13 protein-coding genes are annotated in these 19,372 nt (G+C 69.6%); 6 read left to right on the top strand and 7 right to left on the bottom strand.

Annotated elements, in window-relative coordinates; all coding sequences use genetic code 11:
- Positions 1–307 precede the first annotated feature (307 nt).
- From pta to ACIQCZ_RS06320, 5 genes are all read left to right on the top strand, one after another.
- On the top strand, positions 308–2,440 hold the full coding sequence (pta, locus tag ACIQCZ_RS06340) for a phosphate acetyltransferase (protein WP_402280085.1): 2,133 nt from the start codon (positions 308–310) through the stop codon (positions 2,438–2,440).
- Positions 2,437–3,687: an acetate kinase gene (locus ACIQCZ_RS06335; protein WP_402280084.1), complete on the top strand. Its 1,251-nt coding sequence runs from the start codon at positions 2,437–2,439 to the stop codon at positions 3,685–3,687. The genes pta and ACIQCZ_RS06335 overlap by 4 nt, the downstream gene beginning before the upstream one ends.
- A 74-nt stretch (positions 3,688–3,761) precedes the next feature.
- Positions 3,762–5,192 (top strand): pyruvate kinase, encoded by a 1,431-nt coding sequence (gene pyk / locus ACIQCZ_RS06330; protein WP_376284345.1) that lies wholly within the window; start codon positions 3,762–3,764, stop codon positions 5,190–5,192.
- Positions 5,193–5,933: 741 nt separating this feature from the next.
- On the top strand, positions 5,934–10,706 hold the full coding sequence (locus ACIQCZ_RS06325) for an RICIN domain-containing protein (protein WP_402280083.1): 4,773 nt from the start codon (positions 5,934–5,936) through the stop codon (positions 10,704–10,706).
- 15 nt (positions 10,707–10,721) lie between these two features.
- Positions 10,722–11,357 (top strand): hypothetical protein, encoded by a 636-nt coding sequence (locus ACIQCZ_RS06320; protein WP_402280081.1) that lies wholly within the window; start codon positions 10,722–10,724, stop codon positions 11,355–11,357.
- A gap of 141 nt (positions 11,358–11,498) precedes the next feature.
- On the opposite strand, the gene ACIQCZ_RS06315 is transcribed toward ACIQCZ_RS06320, so the two are convergent.
- The 4 genes from ACIQCZ_RS06315 to ACIQCZ_RS06300 all read right to left on the bottom strand — a co-directional run bounded on the left by ACIQCZ_RS06315 (position 11,499) and on the right by ACIQCZ_RS06300 (position 15,632).
- Positions 11,499–12,761, bottom strand: a complete 1,263-nt coding sequence (locus ACIQCZ_RS06315; RefSeq protein WP_402280080.1) for a hypothetical protein — start codon at positions 12,759–12,761, stop codon at positions 11,499–11,501.
- Positions 12,751–13,317 carry a DUF6114 domain-containing protein gene (locus ACIQCZ_RS06310; RefSeq protein ID WP_376276368.1) on the bottom strand — a complete coding sequence of 189 codons (567 nt, stop codon included), beginning with the start codon at positions 13,315–13,317 and terminating at the stop codon, positions 12,751–12,753. The genes ACIQCZ_RS06315 and ACIQCZ_RS06310 overlap by 11 nt, the downstream gene beginning before the upstream one ends.
- Positions 13,318–13,414: 97 nt before the next feature.
- Positions 13,415–14,056: a DUF6230 family protein gene (locus tag ACIQCZ_RS06305; protein ID WP_351074719.1), complete on the bottom strand. Its 642-nt coding sequence runs from the start codon at positions 14,054–14,056 to the stop codon at positions 13,415–13,417.
- Positions 14,057–14,654: 598 nt separating this feature from the next.
- A complete protein-coding gene (locus ACIQCZ_RS06300) occupies positions 14,655–15,632 on the bottom strand; it encodes a tetratricopeptide repeat protein (protein WP_402280079.1) in 978 nt (325 codons plus the stop codon).
- Positions 15,633–15,950: 318 nt separating this feature from the next.
- Between ACIQCZ_RS06300 and ACIQCZ_RS06295 the strand changes: the two genes are divergently transcribed.
- Positions 15,951–16,580, top strand: a complete 630-nt coding sequence (locus ACIQCZ_RS06295; RefSeq protein WP_402280078.1) for a TetR/AcrR family transcriptional regulator — start codon at positions 15,951–15,953, stop codon at positions 16,578–16,580.
- 76 nt (positions 16,581–16,656) lie between these two features.
- On the opposite strand, the gene ACIQCZ_RS06290 is transcribed toward ACIQCZ_RS06295, so the two are convergent.
- The 3 genes from ACIQCZ_RS06290 to ACIQCZ_RS06280 form a co-directional block, all read right to left on the bottom strand.
- Positions 16,657–18,357 (bottom strand): methylmalonyl-CoA mutase, encoded by a 1,701-nt coding sequence (locus ACIQCZ_RS06290; RefSeq protein WP_376213728.1) that lies wholly within the window; start codon positions 18,355–18,357, stop codon positions 16,657–16,659.
- Positions 18,358–18,464: 107 nt separating this feature from the next.
- Positions 18,465–18,797: a DUF3817 domain-containing protein gene (locus tag ACIQCZ_RS06285; RefSeq protein WP_402280077.1), complete on the bottom strand. Its 333-nt coding sequence runs from the start codon at positions 18,795–18,797 to the stop codon at positions 18,465–18,467.
- A gap of 63 nt (positions 18,798–18,860) precedes the next feature.
- Complete coding sequence (locus ACIQCZ_RS06280) at positions 18,861–19,370, bottom strand: MarR family winged helix-turn-helix transcriptional regulator (RefSeq protein WP_402280075.1); 510 nt, start codon at positions 19,368–19,370, stop codon at positions 18,861–18,863.
- Positions 19,371–19,372 lie beyond the last annotated feature (2 nt).

Raw genomic sequence — 19,372 nt, 5'->3', positions numbered from 1 at the left:
CGTGCTGTATCTCCTGCTCGCTAGTGTCGTGCATTCCGGGGGCGACTACAGAATCCCCCGTACCGTGAGCCACCACGATTGTCCCACGTCAGGTCTGGACCTCGCGCTCCCGGCCGACGCGGGGTGACCGCAGGGGTGCCCCGCCGGACATGGCAGTGGATCCGGCGGCGGTCAGACCGGACGAGCGGAGGGGTCCCGCGCCCCTGCGCACACGGCCTCTCGCCCGGCGGGCGGCGCCTTGGCCCCCACAGGTATCGTCAACATGGCAATACCATCCCAAACCACAGAATTGGACGGGAGAGCACGCGTGACGCGCAGCGTGTACGTGACCGGTATCGACCGGGGAGACGGCCGCCAGGTCGTCGATCTGGGAGTCATGGAGCTCCTGACGCGTCAGGTGGACCGGGTCGGGGTGTTCCGGCCGCTCGTCCACGACGGCCCCGACCGGCTGTTCGAACTGCTGCGGGCCCGCTACCGGCTCCCCCAGGACCCCGCTTCGGCCTACGGTCTCGACTATCACGAGGCATCCGCGCTCCAGGCGGAACAGGGTACGGACGAGCTGGTCTCCCAGCTCGTCGAACGCTTCCACCAGGTGGCCCAGAAGTACGAGGTGGTACTGGTCCTCGGCACGGACTTCGCCGCCACCCAGCTGCCCGACGAACTGGCGCTCAACGCCCGTCTCGCCAATGAATTCGGCGCCTCCGTGATCACGGTGGTCGGCGGGAAGGACCAGACCGCGGAGTCCGTACGGGCCGAGGCCCGCAACGCCTACCGGGCGTACGCCGGTCTGGGCTGCGACGTCCTCGCGGTGGTCGTGAACCGGGTGGCGGCCAAGGACCGCGATGCCATCGCCGAGCGGCTGGCGGCCCAGCTTCCCGTCCTGTGTTCCGTGCTGCCGGACGATGCCGCGCTCTCCGCGCCGACCGTCGCCCAGATCACCGCGGCGCTCGGCGGCACGGTGCTGCTCGGCGACGACTCCGGGCTGGCCAGGGACGCGCTGGACTTCGTGTTCGGCGGCGCGATGCTGCCGAACATGCTGAACGCGCTGACCCCGGGCTGTCTGGTGGTCACGCCCGGGGACCGGGCGGACCTGGTGATCGGCTCGCTGGCCGCGCACAGCGCCGGGACCCCGCCGATCGCGGGTGTGCTGCTGACCCTGGACGAGCGTCCCGGCGAGGAGATACTCAAGCTGGCCGCGCGACTCGCACCGGGCACCCCGGTCGTCTCGGTGGCCGGCGGCTCCTTCCCCACCGCGGGGCAACTCTTCGCGATGGAAGGCAAGTTGAACGCGGCGACGCCCCGAAAGGCGGAAACCGCACTCGGGCTCTTCGAGCGCCATGTGGACACCGGCGCCCTGCTGGACCGGATCTCGGTGGCCCGCAGCGGCCGTGTCACCCCGATGATGTTCGAGCACGAACTGCTGGAACAGGCCCGCGCCGACCGGCGCCGGGTCGTCCTGCCCGAAGGCACCGAGGAACGGGTGCTGCGCGCCGCCGACGTGCTGATGCGCCGCGACGTCTGCGACCTCACGCTCCTCGGCGACCCCGACGTCATCCGCAAGAAGGCCGCCGACCTCGGCATCGACCTCGCCGCCACCCAGCTCATCGACCCGCACTCCTCCGAACTGCGCCAGGCGTTCGCCGAGCGGTACGCACAACTGCGCGCGCATCGCGGGGTCACCCTGGAGCTGGCGTACGACGTCGTCGCGGACGTCAACTACTTCGGCACGCTGATGGTCCAGGAGGGGCTCGCGGACGGCATGGTCTCCGGGGCCGTGCACTCCACCGCGGCGACGATCCGCCCCGCTTTCGAGATCATCAGGACCAAGGGGGCCGCGCGGAGCGCGTCGGGCGGGGCGGCGGGAGACGGGCAGGCCCCGGCGGACGCCTCGATCGTCTCGTCCGTCTTCTTCATGTGCCTCGCCGACAAGGTCCTGGTGTACGGCGACTGCGCGGTCAACCCCGACCCGGACGCGGCACAGCTCGCGGACATCGCGATCCAGTCGGCCGCCACCGCCGCCCGCTTCGGTGTGCAACCGCGGATCGCGATGCTTTCGTACTCGACGGGCACCTCGGGATCGGGCGCCGACGTCGACAAGGTGCGCGAGGCGACGAACCGGGTCCGCGAGAGCCGGCCGGACCTCAGGATCGAGGGCCCCATCCAGTACGACGCCGCGGTGGAGCCGAGCGTGGCCGCGACGAAGCTGCCGGGCTCCGAGGTGGCGGGCCAGGCGACGGTGCTGATCTTCCCGGACCTGAACACCGGCAACAACACCTACAAGGCCGTACAGCGCTCGGCGGGCGCGGTGGCCGTGGGCCCGGTGCTCCAGGGCCTCCGCAAGCCCGTCAACGATCTGTCCCGGGGCGCCCTGGTCCAGGACATCGTCAACACCGTGGCCATCACGGCGATCCAGGCGCAGAGCGAGGAGCGAACCGCATGACCACCCCGACCGCAGACGCCCCTTCCATCGCGCCCGCGCATCGCGTCCTCGTTCTCAACTCCGGTTCGTCGTCGGTGAAGTACCAGCTCCTGGACATGAGCGACCACTCCCGCCTCGCGGCCGGACTGGTCGAGCGGATCGGCGAGGAGACCTCCCGGCTGGTGCACACCCCGCTGGCCGTCAAGGGCGCCGAGCCGCGTGAGCGGATCGGCCCGATCGCCGACCACGAGTCCGCGCTGAAGGCGGCGGCCGAGGAACTGGCCGCCGACGGGCTGGGCCTGGACTCCCCCGCACTGGCGGCGATCGGGCACCGGGTGGTGCACGGCGGGCTGCGCTTCACCGAGCCGGTGGTCGTCGACGACGAGGTGCTGAAGGAGATCGAGCGCCTGGTCCCGGTGGCCCCGCTGCACAATCCGGCGAACATCGTCGGCATTCGTACCGCGCGGGCCCTGCGCCCGGACCTTCCACAGGTGGCGGTCTTCGACACGGCGTTCCACACCACGATGCCGGAGTACGCGGCGCGGTACGCGATCGACACCGAGACCGCCGACGCGCACCGCATCCGGCGCTACGGATTCCACGGCACCTCGCACGCGTACGTCTCCCGCAAGGCCGCCGAGCTGCTGGGACGCACCCCCGAGGAGGTCAATGTCATCGTGCTGCACCTGGGCAACGGCGCCTCGGCCTCAGCGGTGGCGGGCGGCCGTTGCGTGGAGACCTCGATGGGGCTGACCCCGCTGGAGGGGCTGGTGATGGGGACGCGTTCCGGCGACATCGATCCGGCCGTCACCTTCCATCTCAAGCGGGTGGCGGGGATGTCGACGGACGAGATCGACGAACTGCTCAACAAGAGGAGCGGCCTGCTCGGGCTCTGCGGCGACAACGACATGCGGGAGATCCGGCGCCGGGTCGACGCGGGTGACGAGCGCGCGGCGCTGGCGTTCGACATCTACGTGCACCGGCTGAAGAAGTACATCGGCGCCTATTCGGCGGTCCTCGGGCGGGTGGATGCCGTGGTGTTCACGGCGGGGGTCGGGGAGAACTCGGCACCGGTACGGGAGGCTGCGATCGCCGGTCTCGAGGAGCTCGGTCTGGCGGTGGACGCGGATCTGAACGCCGTACGGTCCGGCGCATCGCGGCTGATCTCGCCGGACCACGCACGGGTCGCGGTCGCCGTGGTACCGACGGACGAGGAGCTGGAGATCGCCGTCCAGACCTTCGCGCTCGTCGGACAGGACCACAACTGAGCACCCCCGCGCCCCTTTGTACCTTCCACCAGACGGAATATTCCGCAGCGAAACAAACCGATAGGATCCGCCTCATGCGCCGTTCCAAAATCGTCTGCACACTCGGTCCCGCCGTCGACTCCCATGAGCAGCTCGTCGCTCTGATCGAGGCCGGCATGAGCGTGGCACGCTTCAACTTCAGTCACGGCAGCCACGAGGAGCACCAGGGTCGTTACGACCGGGTCCGTAAGGCCGCCGCCGAGACCGGCCGTGCGGTCGGTGTCCTGGCCGACCTCCAGGGTCCGAAGATCCGCCTGGCGAAGTTCGCCGAGGGCCCCGTCGAGCTGGTCCGCGGGGACGAGTTCACCATCACCTCGGAGGACGTCCCCGGCGACAAGTCGATCTGCGGCACGACCTACAAGGGTCTGCCCGGCGACGTCGCCAAGGGCGACCCGATCCTGATCAACGACGGCAACGTCGAGCTGAAGGTCGTCGCGGTCGACGGCCCCCGGGTCAGGACCATCGTCATCGAGGGCGGCGTCGTCTCCGACCACAAGGGCATCAACCTGCCCGGCGCGGCGGTCAATGTCCCGGCCCTGTCCGAGAAGGACGTCGAGGACCTGCGGTTCGCCCTGCGGATGGGCTGCGACCTGGTGGCGCTCTCCTTCGTACGGGACGCCAACGACGTCAAGGACGTCCACAAGGTGATGGACGAGGAGGGCCGCCGGGTCCCCGTCATCGCCAAGGTCGAGAAACCGCAGGCCGTCGAGCACATGGAGGGCGTCGTCATGGCGTTCGACGGTGTGATGGTCGCCCGCGGCGACCTGGCCGTCGAGTACCCGCTGGAGAAGGTCCCGATGGTGCAGAAGCGCCTGGTGGAGCTCTGCCGGCGGAACGCCAAGCCGGTGATCGTGGCGACCCAGATGATGGAGTCGATGATCACCAACTCGCGGCCGACCCGCGCCGAGGCGTCCGACGTCGCCAACGCGATCCTGGACGGCGCGGACGCGGTCATGCTGTCGGCCGAGTCCAGCGTGGGCGCGTACCCGATCGAGACGGTCAAGACGATGTCGAAGATCGTCGTCGCCGCCGAGCAGGAGCTGCTGTCCAAGGGCCTCCAGCCGCTGGTGCCGGGCAAGAAGCCCCGCACCCAGGGCGGTTCGGTGGCCCGCGCGGCCTGCGAGATCGCGGACTTCCTGAACGGCAAGGCGCTGGTCGCCTTCACCAAGTCCGGCGACACGGCCCGCCGTCTCTGCCGCTACCGCGCCGCGCAGCCCATCCTCGCCTTCACCACGGACGAGTCCACCCGCAACCAGCTCGCCCTGAGCTGGGGCGTCGAGGCCCACGTCGTCCCGCACGTGGACAACACGGACGCGATGGTCGACCTGGTCGACGCGGAACTCCTCAAGCTGGACCGCTACAACGAGGGCGACACGATGGTCATCACGGCCGGCTCGCCCCCCGGCATCCCGGGCACGACGAACATGGTGCGGGTGCACCACGTGGGAGGCGGGGCGCGCGACTGACGCGACCCGTACCCCTGCGGAAAGGCCTGTGGGCCGCGCTCCGGAAGGAGTGCGGCCCACAGGCCTTTCCGCACGGGCCGACACCGGCCAGGACCTCTCGTTCGGATCACGCCGGGGCCCGGGCCACGGCCGTACGGGGCGCCGACAGAACAGCTGACCGACAACACTCCCGCCCGGCAGAAGCCACCGGCAATAATCGGCCACTTTGATGCCACACCAACCACACGGCCTTCACAGCTCGCACACAACTCGCACACAAAGCGAACCCTTGGTGCCCGGCGGCCACACGCGCCAGCCGGGACCACGGCGCGAGCCGGGAGCTATGGAACAGTTCACGCCAACCCGCGTTCCAGGGAACTCTATTCGCCGCCCTGAAGTATCGACTTCTCCTTAAAGTGACGCAGCACCTGACCGGATCCTTCTCCTTTCCGCGATCGTGCACGTCTTTTGAGCGACCGGGGGAGCAGTGACGCCGAGGGGGAGGCATGTCGCCATGCCGCAGCATTCGTATTCCGCGCATCTCGTGCCGGCCGGACGCCGTCTTTCCTGACGCCGCGTCGGCGGGCCGGACGGTCGGTCCACGGCACCCCTGATCCGGCCGTCGGCCTCCTTACGGTCGTGTCCGCCCTTCACGAAGAGGTTGCGCACTTGCGTTCCACATCACCAGGGTCGCCAAGACCCGTGCCCCGACGGTTCCGGCGGTCAGCCCGCATCGTCCCGCCCCTGCTCGTCGTCTCACTCATGGCGGCTCTCGGAGTCCGCCCGGACGTGCTCGACCGGTTCGCCGGCCCGGCCACCGAACCGGTCGGTGGCTCCTACGACTGGTACGAGGACACCGCCGCCGAACAGTTGCGACAGGACCAGTGCCTGATGAGCGACGTCCTGCGGCTCGGTGGGCCGTCCATGGCCCAGACCGCGCAGGACGGCCTCGGCAAGACGCCCGAACAACTCCATGTGCTGGCGAACCGGGACCACTGGGAGGACACCCCCCTCGCGGTGTCCTACGACAAGGACCGCAGCACCGCAGAAAGTAAACTGGCCGCCATCGACGCCCTCCATGAGGGCTGGAAGGCTCCGGTCTCCGGTCTCGAGACTCCGGCCGGCTTCACCGGCGCTGCCTTCCACTGGCCGCCGGGCACCAGCAACGACGGCCAGAAGGACTTCCACACGCAGACCGGCCTGACCACGTGGGTCGCCGATCAGTTCTGGAAGGACGAGAGCGACTTCTACGAGGACCCCACCCCCCGGGCGGACGACCGGACCGTCAAAGCCGTCAAGGACCTGGGCACCCCGCTGTACGGGCACGATCCGGACCCCGGTCTCCCCTCGGACGAATGGAACCGTGCGCTCGCCGAGCGGGACGCCTTCGAGTATCTGACGGACTGGTCCCTGGAGCCCACCGGCGCGGACAACTCCCGCCTCTTCCTCGCCTCGGGAGGATTCGCCCGCACCGCTCCCGATCCGGGTACACCCGAGCACCGCATCGCGGTCGAGGACATGAAGTCCCGGTTCGCCGCGTGCGCGTGGCGTGACCCGATCGACCCGAACAAGGTGCTGGGCGACATCTCCGCCACCGCCGCCGCGGAGTGGCAGCAGGAGATCGCCTCCCAGGCCACGCAGCGCGATCAGATCCTGAACGCCGACAAGGACGCCACCAAGGCCCTCACCGCCGGTGCCGAGGCGCTGGGCCAGATGCTGGGCCACTCGTGGGTCGCCGACCACCTCACCCGCTGGCAGGACTACTGGTCCTCCGGTGGCATCGGCTGGATCGGCAGCTCACCGACGGTGATCCAGGTTCCGGGGGCGGCAGGCATGTGCCTGGATGCCGCGGGTGGTGGAAAGACCAACGGCACGGTCGTCCAGATGTACACGTGCAACAACAGCGCGGCGCAGCAGTGGGAGGTCTACGGCGACGACCTCGGGTTGCACCTGCGCAACGTGAACTCTCTGAAGTGCCTCGACGTGTCCTCCAACAACGCGGCGAACAACACGAAGATCCAGCTCTGGACGTGCAACAGCTCTCCTGCGCAGACCTGGGAGTACAACGTGCGGGCCACCACGGCCCTGAAGAGCGTCGGCACGGGCAAGTGCCTGAACCTGCCCTCGTTCACCAACGGTCAGGACGCGCTGACGTACACGTGCAACAGCACCAGCGCGCAGAAGTTCACCATCAAGGTGTCCGCCCACAACGGCACTCTTCCGCCGACGGCCCAGTTCGACAAGGCCAAGAAGGGCATCGCCGACGCACAGGCCTCCGCGAAGGCGCAGCTCGCCGTCCTCAAGACGCAGGCCGCGGCAGCAACGAAGGCCGCCACGACCAGCGCCACCGCCGAGCAGGCCGCCTACGCCGTCGCCGACGCGAACGGCGCGCCGCGCGGCCGTGGCCTGCTGGTCGGTCAGCAGAAGGCCCAGGTCACCCAGGGCGCGGCCGCCGCTCTCACCGCCATGGTGAAGGCGGGCGAGACCGCTGAGGCGGCCACCCGGGCCGCAGCCGGCGACAGCGCGACAATCACGCAGCGGGCGTTGGCCCAGGCGGCTCAGTCGAAGGCCGAGTTCCGCAAGCAGGCGGCCAATACCGCCGAGTTGCAGGCGAAGGCGGCGGCGGACGCGGCCAAGGTGCACCGGGACAACGCCAAGAAGGACAAGGAGACCGCGGAGGCCAAGCTCGTCGAGGCCACCAAGGCGGAGGCGGACGCCAAGGCGGCCGCCGCCGAGGCCCATGCCAAGCGGCTCTCGGCCGAAGCGGAAGAGCTGACGGCGAAGAAGGAGAAGGAGACCGCGGCGGCCAAGCAGGCCGAGGCGGCCCAGCACAAGCAGAACGCCGAGACCGAGGCAACGAAGGCCAAGACGGCGAAGGAGAAGGCCGAATCGGCCGAGAGCACCGCCGTCGCGAAGCAGAAGGCTGCGGAAACGGCCCGCGACAACGCCCGGAACCTGCGGGACGACGCGTGGGACGCCGAGCAGAAGGCGGACGCGGCACGCGCCAAGGCGAACGCGAAGGAGGCGTACGCCCAGGCCCACGAGTCCGACAGCAACGCCGTGGAGGCCAGGGCGGCGGCGGACGCGGCGGCCGGGCACGCCGACGACGCCGAAGCAGCCGCCGGGAAGGCCCGCTCCGAAGCCGACGCCGCGACCCGGGCGGCTGCGGACGCGGACGCCGCGGCCACCCGTGCTGAGGCAGCCGCCAAGCGGGCCCGCTCCGACGCGGACGCCGCCCAGGCCGCGAAGCTGAAGGCCGACGCCGCGGTGAAGACCGCAACCAGCGCGGCGGCCGACGCGATCGCGGCCTCCCAGCACGCCGCTTCGGAGGCGAAGACCGCGGTCGCGCTGGCCGACGAGGCGGAGGCCCAGGCCAAGACCGCCAAGTCCCATGCGGACGAGGCGCGGAGGGAAGCGGCCAAGGCCGTGGCGGCATCGGTGAAGGCTGCGGGCTACGCGCACACCACCGCCCTGGCCGCCGTGGACGCCGGCAACGCCGCCGCCCAGGTCGCCGAACCCGCGAACGACGCCATCCAGCTCGGCTCGGCCTACGCCACCAAGGACTCGGCCGCGGGACTGGTGGTCCTGACCGGCCAGGCGTCGAAGACGATCGCCGAGCAGCAGAAGTCCGTCGCGGACGCACATGCCAAGAACGCCGCCGAGGAGGCCGCAGCCGCCAAGGCCATCGCCGACGCCGCAACGGGCGATGCGAAAGAGGCGTACCAGCACGCAGCCAACGCCGCCCAACACGCGGCGAACGCCCGCGGATACGCCAAGGAGGCACTCGGCTACGCGGCCGACGCCGCCACCGCCGCCTCAAAGGCTGCGGCGTCCCTGGCACGGACGATCGAGTACGACCGTCAGGCCACCGAGGACGCCGCCGCTGCGGACAAGGCCGCCGGACGGGCCGAGAGCTACGCCGTGCAGGCACGCGATTCCGCCGACCAGGCGGCCCTCGACGCCCAGGCGGCACGCGACGCCGCCGCCGCGGCGGAGCAGGCAGCCACGGACGCGCGAGCAGCTGCCGAGCGTGCCGACACGGCGGCCACCGCTGCCGAAGAAGCCGCGAAGGACGCCCAGACGTACGCCGAGTCCGCGCAGGAAGCCGCGGCGTCGGCCGAGCGGAAAGAAGCCAACCAGCAGGTCTCGACGGGAGCCGGCACGGGAATCGGCGCGACGTTCTACGTCGTCGACGGCATCAAGGTGACCAAGGCCGACCAGCAGAACCCGTGCGAGATCAAGGTCGGGTTCGAGGGCTGTGAGGTGACGTTCGTCGTCCACTTCGACGCCACGCTCGACTTCTACGTGTGCACCGACCCCGACGTCCCCGCCACTCGGTCCGGGTGCCCCCAGGAGGAAACGGTCTTCCTGAGCACCAAGACCTTCCCGGACCAGACGAAGGAGGTCACCAGGTACTTCAGCAAGCTGGACATCATCCAGCAGACGGTCGTGTACCAGATCCTGAAGGAAGTCCTGATCGGTGACTTCGTCGACTGCTGGCACGGCAGTGTCAGCGGGTGCGCGTGGGCCGCGTCCAACTTCGTCCCGGGCAAGGCGATCGAGAAGGTCGTCGACGGGATCCGGGCCCTGGACGCCGCCATGCACACGGGCGTCGGCGTCGCGGACGCGTTCAAGGCCCTCAAGGCCCTGGACGTGGACCCGACGACCCTCGCCGACATCCAGCGGACGGTGAACGCGTACGAGGACCTGCGCACCGCCTGCACGGTCAACAGCTTCCCCGGGGACACCCGGGTACTGATGGCCGACGGTACCCGCAGGGCGATCAGCGAGGTACGCCGGACGGACCAGGTGCTGGCCACCGACCCCGTCACCGGTGAGCTGCGCCCCGAGCCGGTGCTCAGCACCTTCCGGCACGATACCGACCGCTTGGTGGACATCGCTCTGGCCGAAGGCGGCCGGATCTCCAGCACGGTGGGGCACCGCTTCTACGTCGTCGACCGCAGCTGGACCATGGTGTCCGACCTCCGGGTGGGCGACCGGCTGCGGACTCAGGACGGCCAGGTCCGGGCCGTGACCGCGCTCCATGACCGGCGAGGTCTGACGGACCAGCGGGTCTACGACCTGACCGTGGACAACGCACACACCTTCTACGTCCTGGCGGGCAGCTCTCCCGTCCTGGTCCACAATTGCAGCAACCTCGTCGCCGACGCGGCGAAGTTCCCCGGGCAGGCCCACATCCTCGAAAAGCACGTGACGTCCGAGGCCACGGCGCTCGCGCGAGCCAAGCTGGACAACGAGAAGATCAGTGTCTTCAACGACCTGGCGACGGCACAGCGGGTCGTGGACAACGTGCTGGCGGCCAAAGCCGCCGAGATCAGCAAGTGGCTCCGCGGCAGCCAGCAGCAGAAGACGCTGAGGGGATCGCTCGGGGGCAAGGACGACTCACTCGGTTTCGTGGCCCACCCGGACGGCACCACGGTCACCCGCACCGGCAACCAGTTCGTCATCATCCTGAAGCGTGCGCCCGGGCACAAGCCGGGCGGATACTACGTCTACACCGGGTACCCGGTGTAGAGGAGGGAACGATCGATGGATCGGTCTACGGAGTTCACGTTCGGCATCCCGTGGGTCATGAGCTTCTTCCACCAGGACTGGACGCTGGACGCCTCCACGGAAGCGGAGGCCGTGGCCGATCAGTTCGTGGAGGAGCTGGAGCCGGCAGCGGTGCTCCTGGTGCGCCGCGACGCCCGGCTCCTCCACGACGGGCTCTCCCCCGACCGGCTCACCGTGCTGTGGGAGGCGTGCGTGGAGGGTGGGGAGTACTTCTTCCACCGTGGTCGCATCGCAGACGGCGCCGCGTGGATGCGGCAGGTGCTCGAGGTGTGCGACGCATGGCTCGCCCGCCGTCCGGACACCGTGACGCTGTCCGAAACGGACCAGTACGAGGGGCGGGAACTGACCGGTCAGGTTCTTTCCGCCGTGGACGAGTTCAGCGGCGTGCTCGACCAGGAGACGGCCCAGGCACTCGCGGAGTGCGTCCGTCGCTGCACCCCGGATCTCGCCTTCCGTCTGCTGCTGCGCGCCCTGTGCGTGAAGAGCGACTCACTGTCTCCGCACTACCTGCGTCTGTCGAAGGAGCAGTATGCGCGGCTGGCAGCGCTGGGGAGGGTGTTCCGGTACGGGGAGTACGTCGTGAGCGACATCGAGCACCTCGTGGACACGTAGCCCGTGTCCGGGCAGCGCCCCTGCGGTCCGCCGTAGCGGTGCGGTGCCTGACACATCCCTACGACACGACTGTGGGCCGTGCCCCTCTGGTGAGGGGCACGGCCCACAGTGCTGTGCGGCTCCCGAACAGGTCTGCGCGGGCTAGCTGTTGCCGCCGGTGAAGTAGTTGTGCAGCCCGGGCACCGTGAGCGAGCCGCCGAACTGCCCTGCCTGGGTCACCTTGACCTTGGTGAAGAAGGCGAAGGGAACGTTCAGCGGCGGCGGTGTCTTCGGGCTGAACGTCACCGGGATGAGGCCGAAGAGATTGCCCTTCAGCTCCTCGGTGTACATCGTCACCGTGCCGTTGCGGATGGTGGACGTGGAGCCCTTCCGCGCCTGGACATGGGCCGTGGTCCCGTTCGGGCCGACCGTCAGCTGGTGGAGGTCCTTGATGTCGACGGAACTCGCGGTGAACTTCAGCACCTTCTTGATGGTGCCGTCCTGCGTCTTCACCTCGACGATGCCCTTGTAGTCGAGCCCGTTGAGGGTGAGCAGCGAGCTGTCCAGGATCCACGGGTCGGTCGGGAGCAGCGGGACACCGGTCTCCAGATCGGCCGCGGCCAGCGCCTCGGGGTCGGGCGTCGGACACGGGAAGCGCTCCTTGGCGCCGTCCGGGATGTCCTCGTCCTTCTTGGCGTCGAGCCCCTTGACGCTGTCGTCGAGCTCCTTGACCGTCTGACCGGCCTTGCCGGCGGCTTCGCGGATGGCTGCGGCGGTCTTGTCGGCGGTCTCCTTCGCGGCAGCCGTGGCCTTCTCCGTCGCCTTCTCCACCGGCTCGGCGGTGTCGCTCTGCGACGGCTTCGGGGACGCGGTGCTCGCGCTCGGGGACGGGCTCGCCGTGGCCTTGTCCGGCCCGTCGAAGAGGTCCTTCAGCGCGTCGCCGACGCCCAGCGGGTCGAGCGGGTTGGTCGACTTCGTGGCGGTGGGCGAGGCGCTCGGCGCAGCGGCGGCGGGCGCCTCGGCGGCCTTCGCCTCCGGCTTCGTCGCGTCGCTCGCCGACGGGGTGTCCGAGGGCTTCGGCGTCGCCGTGTCGCCCTTGCCGACGGAATCGGTGGCGGACGGGGACGGGGACGGCGACTTCGTCTCCGACGCGGACGGGGACGGGGACTCGCTCGGCTCGTCGGAGCGGGTCACGCAGGGGCCGGGCGCGAAGGGAATGTCCGAACTGTCGTCGGCCAGCGCGAGCTTGGGGGTGAGCCCCATGCCCACGAAGACGGCCGTCGGCATCGCGGCGAGCGCGAACGCCTTGCCCGCGGGTATGTGCAGCTTCGTCAGCAACGACTTCCGGGGGGCCGCGTGGCGCGGCCCGCTTCTCGTCCGGAGGTCCTCCCCGGTCGAGTTCAGCTGCGTCTCGTCACCCCGCACGATGCCTCCCGCCGTCGACCTCAACTGTCGTGTCGTGCTGCTCCGGCTGCTGGGGCACCGCCGCCGTGCTGTGGAACTCGGGTTCGGGCTCCCGCGTCCCGGGACCGGCGTCCTCGGCTGTCGGCCCCTGGGTACCGGCGTCCATGGGGTCGGGCTTCGGTTCGCCCGGGACCCAGGAGACGGAGAGTGCTCCACCGAGCATGGCGAACAGGAAGCCGACCAGGAACCCGCCGATGTTGGCGACCGGTATGGAGATCAGCGCCAGCAGGATCGCGGCGACTCCGGCGAACACCCTCACGATGTGGTGGAACCACATCGTGAGGCCCAGCGTGATCAGCAGGACCCCGATGATCAGCGATCCGGCACCGGCGGTCGTGGACATCGCCAGCGTGATGTTGCCGAGGTGCATGTTGGCGTACGGGAAGTACGCGATGGGTAGACCACCCACCATGGTGAACAGGCCCGCCCAGAACGGCCGGTTACCCCGCCAGGTGCGGAATCTCCGCCGGAAGACGCGGAGGTAGTGCTCGTTCTGCCCTGTGGACTCGGGGCTCATGGAAAACAGCTCCCTGGAACCGGTACTGCTGTGAGAAGAGAAAGGGCGGGCGGCCGGAGGTCCGTGGCGGGCGCACCGGCCGCCCTGGGCAAGTGCCCTAGTAGCAAGGCTGGTTGCCGGACTTCAGCCGCAAGCTCAGGTTGCTGAGCTTGAAGGTGCCTGCGGTGGTCGCCCACGCCTCCTGCTTCACGTCCTTCAGCACGGCCGTCTGGGCGCGCTGCGCGAAGCCGTTCGGGTTGACGGCCTTCTCGGTACCGGACTGGATGCCAGGCTTGCCGACGGAACCGGCCGCCACACCGATGTCGATGTTCTCGAAGTACGCATCGGCGTCGAGCTCGGCGACGTCCAGGTACAGGTTGGTCGCCTTGACCGGCTTCTTCGGGTTCGTACCCGCGTTCAGCTGCAGCGTGACGGTGCCGAGGCCGAACGGAAGGTTCGGAGTGACCACCGACTGGCACATGTTGGTGATCGTGGCGTCACTGAAGCCGGACACGGCCACGGCGTGCGCCCCGTTCTTGCCTTCGGGGTCCGTGCCGGTGGCCACGCTGCCGTACTGCACGAAGTTGTGGCCGACCAGCTTGTCGGCGTGCACCTTGAAGCTCTGGCCGGACACGCTGAACGACGCCGCGAGCGCGCCCTGCGCGAGACCGACACCCACTGCGGCGGTCGCGACGACGCTCGGCACCATGACCAGAGCGAAACGCTTCCATCTGGTGCCGCCACGAACCTGGGAACTCATAAATTTTCCTCCTTCTCGGACGTACATCTCCGGTCCGGGCCTCGGCCCGTCCTGGGATGGGAGAAGTGCTACGTCCTCGGAAAGAGAGCGCCGCGCACGGAGGCAGGAACCGCGTCCGAATCACCGGCGATCACCCCCGAGCGACAACCACTGGCCGCGCGAACGCGCAACCTGTTCGGACAGGCCCTGCCGGACGGCAGGAACCCCCCTGTCCGGAGTCGGCTCCACTGCCGCCGACCCACTCGGTGGGGACCCAACAGGGCCGCCGCGCCGACTGGCAGTCGGGCTGGCGTTATTGGACCGAGCGTGGCCGATCGTGGTGCATTCCCGCCCGTGGCACAAGGGGGTTCGTTACTGGCTAGTAACGGCCCGATAACCGATGCGCGACCGGGTGGCATCGCCCGGCCACACAGGGTGGCGCCGGGCGGAAGGACGAAAGGGAGGATCGGATCCCTTATACGGACAGATCCCGAGGGGTGATTTACTGCGAGTAACAGATCGTACTTTTATCAAGATTTGGTAAAGCAGGGGCGTCTCTTATCGCCCGCTCGCGAAAACGGCCGTGACACCCGGGGGGTGCCACGGCCGCGTTGTCACATCAGAACAAGACCCGCGCCAGCGCCGTGCGCGCGGCACCGACCCGCGGATCGTCGGGGCCGATCACCTCGAACAGCTCCAGCAGCCGCAGCCGCGCCGTGTCCCGGTCGTCACCGAAGTGACGGCGCACCGTCTCGACGAGCCGGCCGAAGGCGTCCTCGACGTGCCCGCCGACGAGGTCCAGGTCGGCGGCCGCGAGCTGTGCCGCGACATCGGCAGGGTTGTCCGCGGCGTCCTTGCGGACCTGCTGCGGGTCCATGTCCTTGACCCGGGCGAGCAGTTCGGCCTGGGCGAGACCGAGCTTGGCCTCCGTGTTGGCCGGGTCGTCGGACAGGATGTTCCGGTACGCCTGGATGGCACCGGCGAAGTCATTGGCGTCCAGGGCCTGTACGGCCGCTTCGAGCAGGGCGTCGTACGGTCCCGCGGGCGCCTCGGCCGGAGTCCGGTCGGCTCCCTCGACGGCGGCGTCCTGGTCGACCACGATCCCGGTGAGACCGAACCGCTCCTCGCCGACCTGGATCAACTGGTCGAGCGTCTGCCGGATCTGGGCCTCGGGGGCCGCGCCCTGGAAGAGCGGGAGGGCCTGCCCGGCGACGACGGCGAAGACCGCCGGGATGCCCTGGATGCCGAACTGCTGCATCAGCATCTGGTTGGCGTCGACATCGACCTTGGCCAGCACGAAGCGGCCGTTGTACTCACGGGCCAGACGCTCCAGGAGCGGGCCCAGCTGCTTGCACGGTTCGCACCACTCGGCCCAGAAGTCGATGACGACCGGGACCTCGGCGGAGCGCTGCAGGACATCGCTCTCGAAGCCCGCTTCATCGACGTCGATCACCAGGGCGGACGGCGACACGGCACCGCCACCACCCTGCCGGGCGGCCTCGGCACGGGCCTGCTCCGCCTTCACCTTGGCCTCGCCGGCCGCCTTCACCGCGGCGAGGTCGACGACGCCGCTCATGGACATGTTCCTAGGCTGCATACGTACATCCTCCCCCCTCGGCGCACCGATACGGAAAGCGATCCGGGAACCGCACCCGTCCGCGGGTCCCCACCGGAGTGCGGGGCGCACGGACAGACACGGCCCGAGGGCCCCTGAATGGCCCGTTCCGGCGCCGGGTCCCCACCCGGTGCCTGTGGCTGTCGTTCGGTCGTGGCGTCACGACGGCACGACCGTCGTCCTTACGCTACGACCCGTAGCGTAACTGTCGGGCACCCCTCGCGCACAAGTGTGTTCGGTGATCTGTCTCACGGTGAACGAGGCCGGTCGGTTCTACTTACTGACCGGTATGGTCGCGGCATGCTGAGCCACGGCCACCCCAAACCCGTTCGAGCGGGGCGTCCGCGCAGCGCCGCGGCCGATGAAGCGATCCTGGAGGCGACCAGAGCCTCCCTGGTCGACCTCGGCTGGTCGAAGCTGACGATGGGCGACGTGGCGACGCGGGCCGGGGTCGCGAAGACGACGCTGTACCGGCGGTGGGCGGGCAAGAACGAGCTGGTCGTGGACGCCGTCGCAGTCCTTTTCGACGAGTTGGAACTGCCCGACCTGGGCAGCCTGTCGGCCGATGTGCAGGCGGTGGTTCTGCAGTTCGCCGCGCTGCTGGAGCGGCCGGAGACCCGGACGGCGCTGATGGCGGTGGTCGCGGAGTCGACCCGTGACGAGGCCCTGCGGACCCGGATCCGCGACTCGATCGTGGACCGGCAGAAGCGGCTGGTGCTCCAGGGCCGCCAACGGGCCCAGGAACGCGGGGAGTTGCCCGTCGAATCGGACGAGGCCGTGGCGGCGACGACCGCCGATCTGATCTTCGATGTGATCGCCGGCGCGGTCGTGCACCGGACCCTGGTGAGCGCCGAGCCCGTCGACGCGGACTGGGCCCGGCGCTTCACCGTACTGCTGCTCGCGGGGCTGGGCGCGGCGGCCTCGGCGTGAACCGGGCGGGCCGCGGCGGCCGGGCGCGACCGCACTCGCCCGCTCGGAGGCGACACCGATCGCCGCCGCCCGCCCGTCAGAAGCCGGGCGGCTCCGTGTAGGTGCCCCACTCCTCGCGCAGGACCCCGCAGATCTCACCGAGCGTCGCCTCGGCCCGTACCGCGTCGAGCATCGGCGCGATCATGTTGGAGCCGTCGCGGGCGGCGGCCAGCATCGCGTCCAGCGCCGACTTGACCCGGGCGTCGTCGCGGGCGTCCTTGCGACCGCCGAGCACCCGGACCTGCTCGCGCTCGACCTCGTGGCTGACCCGCAGGATCTCCAGGTCGCCGGTGACCGAGCCGTGATGGACGTTGACGCCGACGACGCGCTTGTCGCCCTTCTCCAGCGACTGCTGGTACCGGAAGGCGGATTCGGCGATCTCGCCGGTGAACCAGCCGTCCTCGATGCCGCGCAGGATGCCGGAGGTGATGGGCCCGATGGGGTGCTGCCCGTCCGGGTGGGCCCGGGTGCCGCGCTCCTTGATCTGATCGAAGATCTTCTCGGCGTCGGCCTCGATCCGGTCGGTGAGCTGCTCCACGTACCAGGAACCGCCCAGCGGGTCGGCCACGTTGGCGACGCCGGTCTCCTCCATCAGCACCTGCTGGGTGCGCAGCGCGATCTCGGCGGCCTGCTCGGAGGGGAGCGCGAGCGTCTCGTCGAGGGCGTTGGTGTGCAGCGAGTTGGTGCCGCCCAGGACCGCGGAGAGTGCCTCGACCGCCGTCCGTACGACGTTGTTGTACGGCTGCTGGGCGGTGAGCGAGACACCGGCGGTCTGGGTGTGGAAGCGGAGCCACTGCGCCTTGTCGGTCCTGGCGCCGTACGTCTCCTTCATCCAGCGGGCCCAGATCCGGCGGGCCGCGCGGAACTTGGCGATCTCCTCGAAGAAGTCGAGGTGCGCGTCGAAGAAGAAGGAGAGACCGGGCGCGAAGGTGTCGACGTCCAGCCCGCGGGAGAGGCCGAGCTCCACGTAACCGAAGCCGTCGGCGAGGGTGTACGCGAGCTCCTGCGCGGCCGTCGCCCCGGCCTCCCGGATGTGGTAGCCGGAGACGGAGAGCGGCTTGTAGGCGGGGATGTCGCGGGCGCAGTGCTCCATCAGGTCGCCGATGAGGCGCAGATGGGGCTCGGGCTGGAAGAGCCACTCCTTCTGCGCGATGTACTCCTTGAAGATGTCCGTCTGGAGCGTGCCGTTGAGGACGCCCGGGTCGACGCCCTGGCGCTCGGCTGCGACCAGATACATGCAGAAGACGGGGACGGCGGGTCCGCTGATCGTCATGGACGTCGTGACGTCGCCGAGCGGGATGTCCTTGAAGAGGATCTCCATGTCGGCGGCGGAGTCGATGGCCACGCCGCAGTGCCCGACCTCGCCGAGCGAGCGGGGGTCGTCGGAGTCGCGGCCCATCAGGGTCGGCATGTCGAAGGCGACACTGAGCCCGCCGCCGCCCGCGGCGAGAATCATCTTGTAGCGCTCGTTGGTCTGCTCGGCGTTGCCGAAGCCGGCGAACTGGCGGATGGTCCAGGTCCGGCCCCGGTAGCCGGTCGGGTGGAGCCCCCGGGTGAAGGGGTACTCGCCGGGCCAGCCGATCCGCTCGAAGCCCTCGTACGTGTCCCCCGGGCGGGGGCCGTACACGGGCTCCACGGGGTCTCCGGAGAGCGTGGTGAAGTCCGCGTCACGCTTGCGGGCCTTGTCGTAACGGGCCTGCCAGCGGCGGCGGCCCTCCTCGATCGCGTCAGCGTCCATACCATCGAATTTACTAGGACGTCCTAGTAAATGTCGATGGCAAACCGCCCGGTGCTTCGCACGGGGCGGTTCGGGTGGTGTGCGGTGCGGCCGGGAGCCCGGCCCGCTCAGGCCTTGACGGTCACGGGGGAAGCGTCGGCGACCAGCGGCTCGATCTCGCGGACGACCTTGCGTTCGACGAAGAACGCGGCCGTCGGGATGGTGCCGGAGATCAGCACCCAGAGCAGCTTGCCCACCGGCATCTTCGCCTTGGAGCCCAGATCGAAGGCGAAGATCAGGTAGATGATGTAGAGCACGCCATGGATCTGGGAGACGACGAGCGTCAGATCCTTGCCCGTGTCGAAGCCGTACTTGAAGACCATGCAGGTGCAGAGCACCAGCAACATGACTGCGGTGACGTAGGCCATCACCCGGTACCGGGTCAGCACACTGCGTTTCATGGAATCGAGCGTAACCGGACGCCCTGGGCGATCTTGCAGCGGGCCGGGCCTCGAAATGTTGTCCTACGGCTCCTCGAAATCCTGGGCCGCGATCCGCAGCGGCCGCAGCATGGCGAAGATCTCCGCGCACTCCTCGGCGTCGTACACCCCTAGCCCGAACTCCATGTCGACCAGGTCCTTGGTGGCGGCCTCGACGACCTCGCGGCCCTTGTCGGTGATGGAGGCGAGGGTTCCGCGGCCGTCGTTCGGGTTGGGGCGCTTGGCGACCAGGCCGGAGCGCACCAACCGGTCCACGGTGTTCGTGACGGAGGTGGGGTGGACCATGAGCCGCTCACCGATCTTGGACATCGGCAGCTCGCCCGCCTTGGAGAAGGTGAGCAGCACCAGCGCCTCGTACCGCGCGAAGGTCAGCCCGTACGGCTTGACGACCGCGTCGACCTCCGCGAGCAGGATCTGCTGCGCGCGCATGATCGAGGTGATCGCCCCCATCGAGGGCACCGGGCCCCAGCGCTGCTGCCAGAGTTCGTCGGCGCGGGCGATGGGATCGAAGGGGAGACTGAGCGGCTTCGGCACGC

The sequence above is a fragment of the Streptomyces sp. NPDC093149 genome, from assembly GCF_044754145.1.
Taxonomy (GTDB): domain Bacteria; phylum Actinomycetota; class Actinomycetes; order Streptomycetales; family Streptomycetaceae; genus Streptomyces.
This window is presented reverse-complemented; position numbering and strand designations above follow the sequence as displayed.

What these genes read in the sequence shown, in the direction of transcription:
- ACIQCZ_RS06310 (WP_376276368.1), bottom strand. Translation starts at nt 13,317, where the DNA reads ATGAGCCCCGAGTCCACAGGGCAGAACGAGCACTACCTCCGCGTCTTC.
- ACIQCZ_RS06300 (WP_402280079.1), bottom strand. Translation starts at nt 15,632, where the DNA reads ATGCAGCCTAGGAACATGTCCATGAGCGGCGTCGTCGACCTCGCCGCG.
- ACIQCZ_RS06305 (WP_351074719.1), bottom strand. Translation starts at nt 14,056, where the DNA reads ATGAGTTCCCAGGTTCGTGGCGGCACCAGATGGAAGCGTTTCGCTCTG.
- ACIQCZ_RS06285 (WP_402280077.1), bottom strand. Translation starts at nt 18,797, where the DNA reads ATGAAACGCAGTGTGCTGACCCGGTACCGGGTGATGGCCTACGTCACC.
- ACIQCZ_RS06290 (WP_376213728.1), bottom strand. Translation starts at nt 18,357, where the DNA reads ATGGACGCTGACGCGATCGAGGAGGGCCGCCGCCGCTGGCAGGCCCGT.
- ACIQCZ_RS06295 (WP_402280078.1), top strand. Translation starts at nt 15,951, where the DNA reads ATGCTGAGCCACGGCCACCCCAAACCCGTTCGAGCGGGGCGTCCGCGC.
- ACIQCZ_RS06335 (WP_402280084.1), top strand. Translation starts at nt 2,437, where the DNA reads ATGACCACCCCGACCGCAGACGCCCCTTCCATCGCGCCCGCGCATCGC.
- ACIQCZ_RS06320 (WP_402280081.1), top strand. Translation starts at nt 10,722, where the DNA reads ATGGATCGGTCTACGGAGTTCACGTTCGGCATCCCGTGGGTCATGAGC.
- ACIQCZ_RS06325 (WP_402280083.1), top strand. Translation starts at nt 5,934, where the DNA reads ATGGCGGCTCTCGGAGTCCGCCCGGACGTGCTCGACCGGTTCGCCGGC.
- pyk (WP_376284345.1), top strand. Translation starts at nt 3,762, where the DNA reads ATGCGCCGTTCCAAAATCGTCTGCACACTCGGTCCCGCCGTCGACTCC.